Origin of the sequence: Flagellimonas pacifica (assembly GCF_900215465.1) — a bacterium.
Lineage (GTDB): Bacteria > Bacteroidota > Bacteroidia > Flavobacteriales > Flavobacteriaceae > Flagellimonas > Flagellimonas pacifica.
Window position 1 is genome coordinate 732,624 of sequence record NZ_OBEH01000002.1, and the last position, 11,358, is coordinate 743,981.

At 38.9% G+C, this 11,358-nt stretch carries 10 protein-coding genes; 7 read left to right on the plus strand and 3 right to left on the minus strand.

Features of this window, described 5'->3' with window-relative positions:
- The 4 genes from CRO15_RS08960 to CRO15_RS08975 all read left to right on the plus strand — a co-directional run bounded on the left by CRO15_RS08960 (position 1) and on the right by CRO15_RS08975 (position 3,224).
- Positions 1 to 330, plus strand: coding sequence for a translation initiation factor (locus tag CRO15_RS08960; protein ID WP_097045450.1), 330 nt, complete (start codon positions 1 to 3; stop codon positions 328 to 330).
- 142 nt (positions 331 to 472) lie between these two features.
- A complete protein-coding gene (locus tag CRO15_RS08965; RefSeq protein WP_097045451.1) occupies positions 473 to 1,405 on the plus strand; it encodes a DUF1835 domain-containing protein in 933 nt (310 codons plus the stop codon).
- A gap of 1 nt (position 1,406) precedes the next feature.
- Positions 1,407 to 2,282 (plus strand): nucleoside phosphorylase, encoded by an 876-nt coding sequence (locus tag CRO15_RS08970; RefSeq protein WP_097045452.1) that lies wholly within the window; start codon positions 1,407 to 1,409, stop codon positions 2,280 to 2,282.
- 87 nt (positions 2,283 to 2,369) lie between these two features.
- A complete protein-coding gene (locus CRO15_RS08975) occupies positions 2,370 to 3,224 on the plus strand; it encodes a substrate-binding domain-containing protein (protein ID WP_097045453.1) in 855 nt (284 codons plus the stop codon).
- On the opposite strand, the gene CRO15_RS08980 is transcribed toward CRO15_RS08975, so the two are convergent.
- Entirely contained in the window at positions 3,221 to 3,625 is a 405-nt protein-coding gene (locus CRO15_RS08980) for a response regulator (protein ID WP_165769940.1), read from the minus strand. The two genes, CRO15_RS08975 and CRO15_RS08980, sit on opposite strands and share 4 nt — an antisense overlap.
- 86 nt (positions 3,626 to 3,711) lie before the next feature.
- Entirely contained in the window at positions 3,712 to 4,377 is a 666-nt protein-coding gene (gene ung / locus CRO15_RS08985) for a uracil-DNA glycosylase (RefSeq protein WP_097045455.1), read from the minus strand.
- 73 nt (positions 4,378 to 4,450) lie between these two features.
- Here ung and CRO15_RS08990 point away from each other — a divergent pair, with 73 nt between their 5' ends.
- The 3 genes from CRO15_RS08990 (at position 4,451) to CRO15_RS09000 (ending at position 9,448) form a co-directional block, all read left to right on the plus strand.
- Entirely contained in the window at positions 4,451 to 5,956 is a 1,506-nt protein-coding gene (locus CRO15_RS08990; protein WP_097045456.1) for a YfcC family protein, read from the plus strand.
- A 67-nt stretch (positions 5,957 to 6,023) separates the two neighbouring features.
- The gene (locus CRO15_RS08995) at positions 6,024 to 7,217 is read left to right on the plus strand and encodes a cytochrome-c peroxidase (RefSeq protein ID WP_097045457.1); all 1,194 of its coding nucleotides are present in this window, start codon (positions 6,024 to 6,026) and stop codon (positions 7,215 to 7,217) included.
- 59 nt (positions 7,218 to 7,276) lie between these two features.
- Positions 7,277 to 9,448: an endonuclease MutS2 gene (locus tag CRO15_RS09000; RefSeq protein ID WP_097045458.1), complete on the plus strand. Its 2,172-nt coding sequence runs from the start codon at positions 7,277 to 7,279 to the stop codon at positions 9,446 to 9,448.
- Between the two features lie 139 nt (positions 9,449 to 9,587).
- On the opposite strand, the gene CRO15_RS09005 is transcribed toward CRO15_RS09000, so the two are convergent.
- A complete protein-coding gene (locus CRO15_RS09005; RefSeq protein ID WP_097045459.1) occupies positions 9,588 to 11,201 on the minus strand; it encodes a thiol-activated cytolysin family protein in 1,614 nt (537 codons plus the stop codon).
- Between the last annotated feature and the right edge of the window lie 157 nt (positions 11,202 to 11,358).

An 11,358-nucleotide genomic window follows, 5' to 3' on the forward strand; every position in this document is an offset into this window, starting at 1 on the left:
GTGGATTTACAAGATCAATTAAAGAATCTTTTTCCAGATCACAAATCAGAGGAAAGCAACAGTCCCAAGGAAGAGAAACCTGACTATTGGATGCAGGAGGCTCCAATAATCTGTAAATACGAAAAAAGAAAAGGAAAGCCCGTAACTATTCTTGAAGGTTATACCGGTGCTGACAGTGATTTTAAAAAACTTGCAAAAGAAATTAAATCCATGCTCAGCGTTGGAGGAAGTTACAAGAATGATGCTATTATAATCCAAGGTGATTATCGTGATAAAATCATGTCTTTTCTCAAGGATAAAGGTTTTTCAGTAAAAAGGGTTGGTGGATAGCTGATTGTTACGGAAAATATTAGCTCTTTTTAGCATATTGTTAAAATTATGCATTGACAATCAATGTTTTACGAAAAAATTTTTATGTTCTTAGTTTAAATCTTACATTTAATCCTTCTAACCGACGAAAACTTAGCTGAAAATGAAATCACTGTTGCATATTACCAACGGGGACAGTTTCACGTCAAAACTACAATCGCTAAATCTTAAGGGAGATATTATTACATGGAGAGAAATGCTTTGTGAAGGCAAAACTCTATGTACTGTAGGTAGTGAATCTTTCTGGAAAACGCGCTTTGAATTTTTGAACAAGAACTACAAGGTTACTAAATCTTGGTTTGTTGAAAAGACCCTAAAGGAATATAGATCCCTGTGCAACCATAAGCAACAAGATCAGATTGTGCTTTGGTTTGAATACGACCTTTTTTGCCAAATCAACATGCTCGCCGTGCTAAGTTGGCTAAAAACACATAGAAGACATGCCGAAATATCGTTGGTATGCAGCGGAAATGAAGATGATAGCGATAAATTGTACGGGTTAAGCGAGCTTAGTGATGAAAAACTTTTAGCACTTTATGATAAAAGAACTATTCTTACCCAGGATGATATTGAGTTTGCAGATTATGTCTGGCAATTGTATTGCAGCGACAATCCTATAAGATTAGAAAACCTAATAGCACACAATGGTTTTCAGTTTGAATACCTATCTGAAGCCTTAAAAGCACATTTAAGACGTTTTCCAACCATTAAAAATGGACTAAATGAACTGGAAAACCGTGTTCTGGAGACTGTCATATCCAAAAAACCTACTACAAGGAGAGAACTCCTAGGTGAAGTTTTAACAAATCAAGGATATTACGGATTTGGTGATACACAATACGACCGTATGATCAGCTCACTAAAACCCCTATTCAGTTCATTCAATCCGGTTAAACTTACCAGAAAAGGAAAGGGAATTCTGGAGAACAAGGCAAATTATTATTCACAAATACGTGACAATCAACTATATTTGGGAGGTTCTTTAAAGTATAACTTTTTATACAATACAGAAACGAACAGGATTCTAAAACTGTAGTATGTCTGCATTAGGAAACTCAGAATTAATTCTGAACCCTGATGGCAGCATCTACCATCTTAACCTTTTACCAAAGGATATAGCCCCTACCATAATTACTGTTGGCGACCCCAATAGAGTGGCAATGGTAAGCAAGTATTTTGATTCAATTGATGTTGAAAAAGGGAAGCGCGAGTTCTTAACGCATACGGGGTTCCTTAAAGGAAAAAAGATTACCGTAATCTCAACTGGTATTGGCACCGACAATATCGACATTGTTTTCAATGAACTGGATGCATTGGTTAACATTGATTTTGCTACGAGAAAGGAAAAAAATAACAAAACCCGGTTAGATTTTATACGGATTGGTACATCCGGTTCAATACAGGCAGAGATACCTGTGGATTCTTTTTTACTCAGTAGAAAAGCCATTGGTTTTGATGGACTTATGCATTTTTATAAGGCTGGACAAGCAAGAAATAAGGACTTGGAACAACAAATCAATCAGTTTCTGGGATGGAAAGAGCATGATATTATTGCGTATGCCGTGGATTCAGACAAGGATTTAAGTGACATATTCAACTCAAATCATATACGATTTGGCATAACATCAACTAATTCAGGGTTTTATGGCCCACAAGGAAGAAGTTTGCGATTATCTCCTAAAATCACCGACTTTAACACAAAACTTGCCTCCTTCTCCTATCAAGATTTGAACATTACCAACCATGAAATGGAAACAGCTGGCATGTACGGACTGGCTAAGTTACATGGACACAGGGCAGTTTCCCTAAATGTAATTTTAGCAAATCGTGCTAATGGCGAGTTTTCTAATAATGGTAATAAGGCAGTAGATGATCTTATTAAATATACCTTAGAAAAGATTGTTTCCAGATAAAACATGGTATTACCAATTACTCTAAACAAGTTTACCCCGCATTTTCAAAATAGATTTTTTTAATCAATCAATTCACAGTATAATTAAATGAAAACCGTTAAGATAATAGGTGTTCCCGAACACTTTAACCTCCCATGGCATTTAGCTATGGAAGATGGCGCTTTCGAAGACCGTGGCATAAAATTGGAATGGACAGATATTCCTGAAGGGACTGGAAAAATGAGTCAGATGCTACAAAAAGGAGAAACCGACCTAGCAGTTATTCTTACTGAAGGATTGGTTAAAAGCATCTCACAAGGAAACCCAACCAAAATTGTACAGGAATATGTCTCTTCCCCCCTACTTTGGGGTATTCATGTTGCAGCAGATAGCCCTCGTTCATTAATTCAAGAATTAAAAAATGATAAAGTAGCTATAAGCAGGATGGGCAGCGGTAGTCATCTAATGGCTTACATACAAGCTCAAAACGAAGGATGGGACACTGAATCTTTACAATTTGAGATTATCAATAATTTGGAAGGTGCAGTCTCAAATCTTAGTTCAGGTTCTGGAGCTTATTTTATGTGGGAGCATTTTACTACCAAACCTTTGGTTGACCAAGGTATTTTTAAGAGATTGGGCGATTGCCCTACTCCATGGCCATGCTTTGTAATTGCTGCAACAGATGCTTTCCTAAATTCCGACTCCAATCTTTTAAAACATATTCTTGAAATCATTAACATTTATACTATGGAATTTAAAAATATTCCCAGTATAGATAGAACTTTAGCCAATAGGTACGGTCAAAAATTGGAGGACATTCAAGAATGGCTTTCCAAAACAATTTGGGGACAGGCTCAGCTCTCACAAGAAACCCTGATTGAAATACAAAAAAGGCTCTTAAGTCTTGATCTAATCACAGAGGCCAAAAGCCCTCAAGAATTTCTACATTTTGGTTTTTAAGAAAAATATTTATTGATCAATACCCTAAATTTTAAATCTGATAAGGGTTTTTGGGCAGTGTCTGTAACGTTGGGGTTTGACATTGCCAAAGCTGTGGTTTCTTCAGTGTCTAAAGCGGTAAGCATTACAACCACTACATTCTTTTTAAAATCTTCATCAAATTGCTGATCAAAAGCATCTAAAAATTCCCACCCATTCATGACCGGCATGTTAGTGTCCAATATTAACAAACAGGGCATATTTTCTTCTTTGGGTGAAGAAGTTAAAAACTCAATTGCCTCCTTTCCGTTACAAGCTGTGTTGACAGCCAAGTTGCTGTCCAATTGCTTTACAAAAAACCTGTTCAAAAAGTTGGTGGTATCGTCATCATCGACCAATAATACTGATTTCAGTCTGCGCAAAATATAAGAATTTTCCTATACGGGGGTTATTTCATTAAACGTACGAATTCTTATAATATTTTCAGAAATAACTTTCAATAAGTAATTCACCAACTTATCAACTGTTTTCCCATATCTGATAAAAGTGAATTGGCTTTGCTAAAATGTTGGTTCCCAAACCAAAGACCTCTATTGGCACTTAATGGAGATGGATGCCCAGAGGTAAGAACATGATGTTTGGTTTGATCGATCAATATTGATTTCTTCTTGGCAAAACCACCCCAGAGCAGAAAAACAACACCTTCAAGCTCTGATGATATGATCTGTATAACCGAGTCTGTGAATCGTTCCCATCCTTTCTTTTGATGACTACCAGCCTGATGGGCCCTAACAGTCAAAGTTGCGTTTAAAAGCAATACCCCTTGTGCTGCCCATCGCTCAAGATTACCACTTTTGGGATATGGCTGCTCTACATCTACTTTGATTTCTTTAAAGATATTTACCAACGAAGGTGGATGTGGAATTCCATCTTTAACAGAAAAACAAAGACCATTGGCTTGATTGGGGCCATGATAAGGGTCTTGACCAATGATAACCACTTTAGTTTCATGAAAAGGGCAATGGTCAAAAGCCGCAAAAATATTACTACCCTTTGGGTAGCAAGTATGTTGACCATACTCTTGCTTAACAAATTCTGTTAGTTGAAGAAAGTAAGGTTCATCAAATTCCTTTTGTAAATGCGGTTTCCAGCTAAGGTCTATGGCTACATCCATTTATATCTTGGTGATTTCTTTGGATAAATCTAAAAATAATATCTTTCCTGTCCACTAAAGATTGTAACCGATCATGTCAATTTTCAAAAAAATCAAGTTTCCAACGGCTCACACCATCCTATTCATTATTTCAGCTGTTGTATGTCTTTTAACATGGATAATTCCAGCTGGGCAATATGATCGTTTATCCTACAACGGTGATTCAGATACTTTTGTGATACAATCTGGAGGAGAAAACCAGTCCCTGAAGGCAACACAGAAAACATTGGATGAACTTACTATTCAAATTCCTGTTGAAAAATTCAAAGAAGGAGCCATTTCCAAACCCATAAGCATTCCCAATACCTATCAACAAACAGATGGCCAACCACAAGGAGTTGTTGAATTCGTTCAAGCCCCACTCAAAGGAATTATGCAGTCGGCAGATATTATCCTGCTTGTACTAATTATTGGTGGGCTTATCAGTATTGTAAATGCCACAAAGGCATTTGAAGCTGGAATCGCCTGGTTGGCAGAAAAATTAAAAGGCAGGGAGTTTATTCTTATTATCATGGTCACCACTTTAATTGCACTGGGGGGAACTACATTTGGTCTTGAAGAAGAAACCATTGCCTTTTACCCCATACTGATTCCCATTTTCTTGGCGACTAGATATGATGCAATAACCTGTGTTGCATCAATTTATATTGGCTCATCCATTGGCACATTGGCATCAACGGTAAATCCATTCAGCACCATTATTGCATCTGATGCTGCCGGCATTAATTGGACAGAAGGGCTTACTAGCAGATTGGTAATGCTTGGGCTTGGGCTTATATTGTGTGTCACCTACATCACGAGATACGCGCAACGGATAAAAAAGAACCCAGAGCGTTCCCTTATCTATGATCAAAAAGAGGAAATAGAAAAGATGTTCATGGGGCCTATTAAATCAACAACAACGAAACTCAATGGAAAACTAAAATTGGTCCTTCTGGTTTTTGCTAGTTGTTTCCTTGTCATGGTGTACGGAGTCTCTCAACTTGGTTGGTGGTTTATGGAAATGACCTCTGTTTTTCTCGCAGGGGCCCTCATAATTGCACTAATATCACGAATAAACGAGAAAGAATTTGTAACTGAATTCATGTCGGGAGCAAAAGACCTGCTCAGCGTGGCATTCATCATTGGTATTGCTCGGGGGATTACGGTGTTGATGGAAGACGGTCAAATCAGTGACAGTTTGCTATTCTACGCTTCAGAGTTGACATCTGGCATGCACAAAGGTTTTTTCATCAATGTAACCTTCCTTTTATATAATGGGTTGGCCTTCTTTATTCCATCTTCATCTGGAATGGCCGTATTAACCATGCCCATAATGTCTCCATTGGCCGATAATGTAGGCATTGGACGCGAAATTATGGTCAATGCTTATCAGTTTGGAGTTGGTCTTTTTAAGTTTATCAGTCCTACCGGGATTCTTTTGGCATCCTTGGCCTTAGTAAACGTAGGGTACAACAAATGGTTGAAATTCATCATGCCATTGGTCGTAATACTGGCCGTTTTGGCTATGATAATGTTAACCACTGGGGTTTATTTTTAATAAAATAAATGGCCACCTAAAACACCATTGCCTTATCTTTATGCATCAATAAATTTACTTTTCACCCTTGAAAAAAAAGCACCTCAAACTGCTGCTATTTGTTTTCATTCTTTCCTTGGGATGCAGGGGCCCAAAATCCGAAGAAATCAAGGTTGAGAAAAAGTCGAAAGTCTTACCTACTGTTACCGCCTTGCCTAAAGATGTGATTGCTCCAAAAAACAATCCTGCATCCGTTGCAAAGGAAGAACTTGGCAAACTGTTGTTCTATGACCCCATTTTATCAGGCAATAAAGACATTTCTTGTGCCACCTGCCATCATCCTGAAATGGGATATGCAGAATTTTTGGACATTTCCATCGGAACCAACGCCAAAGGTCTTGGAAGTAAACGTAAATTCAATAGTCCAAACAATATCCCATTTGTTAAGCGCAACGCACAAACAATATTGAACACAGCATTCAATGGATTGCAAAGCCACAGAAAATACTCTCCTGAAGACGCTCCGATGTTCTGGGATGATAGAGTTGAAAGTCTGGAAGACCAAGCACTGGAGCCTATCAAAGCTTTGGAGGAAATGCGTGGACGAAGTTTTACAGAAGATGAAATCCTTAATGTTGTTACAAAACGATTACGAAGTATAGAGAAATATCAAAATCTTTTTAGGGATGCTTTTAAAGAGCAAGAATCCATCACTGTTGAAAATTTGGGAAAGGCCATTGCCGCTTTTGAAAGAACTTTGGTTACCAACAATTCCCGATTTGACCAATATATGAGGGGGGATGGCAGTGCTATTTCCATTCGGGAAAAAGATGGTTTTGAATTGTTCAAAAAAGTGGGATGTATCAATTGCCATAATGGCCCCATGTTTTCTGATTATAAGATGCACGTTTTAGGAGCACCGGAAAACTCCAAATTAACAACAATGGATATTGGGGTTGCCGATGTTAACCTTAAAGATAGTTTTGCCTTTAGAACTCCCTCCTTAAGAAACCTTAGGTTTACAGCCCCGTACATGCACAACGGTAGCTTTATGACCTTGAGAAGGGTGTTGGAATTTTACGAGGATATCTCCAATAATATTCAGCGAAACCCTAATATAGAGCCATCTCAGTTTGACCCTTTTGTACGGGAATTAGAATTGACCGTGAAGGAAATGGCTCTGATTATTGCATTCCTCAACACCTTGAACGATGATGATTTTGATAAATCCATTCCGGAAAGTGTACCAAGTGGTTTACCTGTTGGAGGACTTATAAATTGATTGCTGACATTCCTTGTTTCGTGGATTGAATACCTATCTTTGCCCCGCTAGTTAAGAAAATGCAGAACATTCATCCCAAGACACTTCAAGATTTAGAGTTCCCAACTGTTCTGGAGCAGGTATCCGCACGGTGCAATACGGAATTGGGCAAAGAAGAAGCCTTGGAAATAAAACCGTTGGCCGATAAAACATTGTTGCTTGATGTTCTAGGGCAAACTTCTGAGTATCTTGCATCATTCTCAAATGACAATCGTATTCCAAACCATGGCTTTGATACTATCAATGCTGAATTGAAGCTATTAAAGATTGAAAACACTACTTTGGAGATTTCTGGTTTTAGAAGAATTGGAAATATCTGTAAAACCGTTGCACTACATCACAAGTTCTTCAAAAAATTCAAGGAATATTACCCTTTACTCTTTTCAACAGCAGAACAACTTGATATAAATGTCGAGATTCCAAACTCCATAGATTATGTGATCGACAAGTTTGGCGAGATTAAAGATTCCGCCTCAGATGATCTTCGAAACATACGATTGCGCATCAACGAAATGCGGGGAAAAATCAATCAAAGCTTTGGGGTAGCGCTGGCTCGCTGTCAATCTTCAGATTTCTTGGATGATATTCGAGAGTCTGTCGTAGAAAACAGAAGGGTGCTGGCCGTAAAAGCCATGCACAGAAAAAAGGTCAAAGGAACCGTCATGGGCAATTCCAAAACGGGAAGTATAGTTTATATTATTCCTGAGGCAACACTATCTTATACTCGGGAACTCAGCAATCTGGAATTTGAGGAAAAAGAGGAAATTCAACGTATCTTAAACCGGTTAACCAACGATATACGTCCTTTTGACTACCTGCTGAAACAGTATCAAGGGTTTTTAACACATATTGACATCACTGCAGGTAAGGCCAAGTATGCTTTGGACATGAATGCATTGCTTCCCGAAATCAATGAGGAAAAAGAATTGTTTCTTCGAGATGCCTATCACCCCCTCCTCTATTTGACCAATAAATTCAAAAAAGAAAAGACCTGGCCACAAACGATTCAACTGCATCCAGAAAACCGGATTATTGTAATATCTGGGCCTAATGCAGGAGGAAAAAGTATTACATTGAAGACTATTGGATTACTTCAAGTAATGCTTCAATCAGGACTTTTAATTCCCGTACATGAAAGGAGTTCTGTTTGTTTATTTGATAAAATATTAACGGATATTGGAGACAACCAATCCATAGAGAACCATTTAAGCACCTATAGTTATAGGTTGAAGAACATGAACCATTTCTTAAAGAAATGCAACAACAAAACCTTGTTCTTAATTGATGAATTTGGCACGGGAAGTGATCCAGAACTTGGTGGTGCTCTTGCCGAAGCCTTTTTAGAGATTTTTTATGAGCGGGAGGCCTATGGTGTCATCACTACGCATTATGCCAACCTTAAAGCACTTGCGGATGAGCTCCCGCATGCTACCAATGCCAATATGCTCTTTAACTCTAAAACCTTGGAACCTACATTTCAATTGATTTTGGGAGAAGCGGGTAGCTCTTTTACGTTTGAAGTAGCTCAAAAAAATGGAATCCCCTATTCGCTTATAAATAAAGCCAAGAAAAAGATTGAACGTGGTAAGGTGCGTTTTGATGCCACCATTGCCAAATTACAAAAAGAGCGTTCCAAAATGGTCCAGACGGGCTCTCGATTGCAAGATGAAGAAACCAAAGCCCGTGAAGAAGCAGAGCGTTTGGAAAAGCTGAATGCCAAAATTAAATCCAAACTGGAGAACTATCAAGAGTTGTACGACCACAACCAACGTATGATCCAATTAGGGGATAAAATCAATACCGCTGCGGAAAAATACTTTATTGACAACAAAAAACGCCCATTGATTTCAGAACTCCTTCGCATTGTGGAAACCGAAAACAGTAAGCGTAGAAAAACCACGGCAAAGCAGGCCAAGGCCAAACAAACACAGAAAAAACAGGTAGCCCAAGAACTGGAAAAGAAAATAGTAAAAGTTCGACAGGAGAAAAAAATCGAAAAGAAAAAGGCTATCCAAAAAGAAAAGAACAAGCCAAGACCTGTATTCAAAGTCGGCGACAGAGTGCGTTTACAAGATGGAAAAGCCGTGGGTAGCATAGACACCTTGGAAAAAAACAAAGCCGTAGTCAACTACGGCATATTTACCACAAATGTAAGTGTAGACCAATTGGAATTGGTGGAGACTAAAAAATAACTCTATGTCAGGTCGAGCGCAGTCGAGACCTAAAAAGAAAGATTCCCGCCTTCGCGGGAATGACAATCAAAATAAAATAACAGCCGGCATCAAGTTGTTGAACCCAACCTGAGCGGCCAGCTGCTTAGATTATCTAGTCTTAATTACAGCTCACGCTTTGGAATGTGTACTGGGTACAAACACCTAAAACGCGTTTGGAACAATAGGCCTCATAACAGTATTCCTTATCCAAATACCCAAGCGTTTTTTCCCCAAGGGTTCTCCAAGCCAGGTCCCAGAACTGGAATTGAATGGTTACATCATGGGCGCCTTTGGGAGGAGCCATGCTAAAGAATATGTTCTGTTTATCCACTTTTCTCCATTCGGTCTCTTTTACCGTCTGTGTGCCCTTCACTTTGTAAGAGAATCGGAATCGTACATCCACCAGAATCTCTTTTCTAAGCTTTGCATTCTTATGGACATACTCAAATGTGGTACATTTTTCAACACGATAGTCGGTATTGTACCCCATTTTCGCAATTCTGTTGTCCTTTAAATACTTTACGGTATAACCAATTGGTGCTCCAGGATTATCACGACTGTAGAGTGCTCCTTCAGAAATAACATAGTTAAGACCTCCTTTACCTTCTTCTATTTCACTCCCTGTGATTACTTCGGTGGCTACTTGTGCATTTCCACCAATAGTCACCACATTAATAGTCGATTCTTTGATGATTTTTTCATATTCGGCGTTAACTTCAACAGTAGCTCCTTTTTTGGCGGTTTTGTATTCCAAAACAGCTTCCAGATTAACATCAGTTTCCGTATCCGTGGTTTCCATTCGCATCATGATGATTCTTCCATACTGCACCGAGCTAACATAGGCTGGCGGACTTTCATTGGAAAGAATGGACTGTGCCGTCGCCAAATCTACATCATTACCAAAAACGGCAGCTGGACTTTCCGGGGTTTCCATGACCACGTCATAAAAAACCTGTCTATACAATAGCGTTGCTACTCTTTTCTCTGTGGTCTTGGTATAATCAAATTGTGATTCAAAAGATGACCCTTTGGACCATTCGGTGCTTACACCAAGGTCAAGGCTCATTTGTTCCCGACTATATGCCGTGGTTTTCTCAAAATAGGTGTCAGCATCTATCTCATATCCCTGAGGTTGGATTTGTGCATTCCAATATTCCAGAGCTCCATCAATACTGGCCTGCGTATTCTGAAAGGTAGGATTGTCAACAGTAATATTACCCCCCTCACCTATTCCGGGCAAATCTACACGAAGTTTTGTTGGGGCTTTGGAAACTTGCAAGGGCAACGGAGCCCCATTCAATAAATCTCCATTCCCAATAACCAAAGCTCCGGGGTAAATTACACCTATGGTTGGATCAAAGACCACTACGTCCTCAAAATTGGAGCGGATATTATAATCAATGGTTCTACATTCTGTAACCCATCCCAAATCCGTATTTTTATTAGTTCGGTCATTGGTGGGCACTGTACCGGTGGTGCTTTGAACATTTAAAATTTGTTCAGGATCATAGTTTAAGTTGGCTATCGCCTCGTTGATTGCATCAAGATCTGGATTGTTTTCAGTTTCGGGAGTCTCCTCTTCTGGAGTTTCAGTTACAGGATTTTCTCCTCCACCGGTTTCAACAGGTGGTTCTACGGGCTCAATTTCGCTACCGCAGGAAACTACACCTAATAATGATACACTTACAAGCATTATCATAAATACTCTTAAGGTTTGGTGTTTTGTTTTCATAACTTTTTGGTTTTTAAGGTTCAACACCCCAAACCTAGAAGAGAAAAACGCCCATCCCTAATTTTGGACATGGACAAAGTATGGACAAGCAGCATGGATTTCATTGAAAACCACCATGGACAGCAGGTTTTTACCAAAAGCTAAAAATACCTGTGAT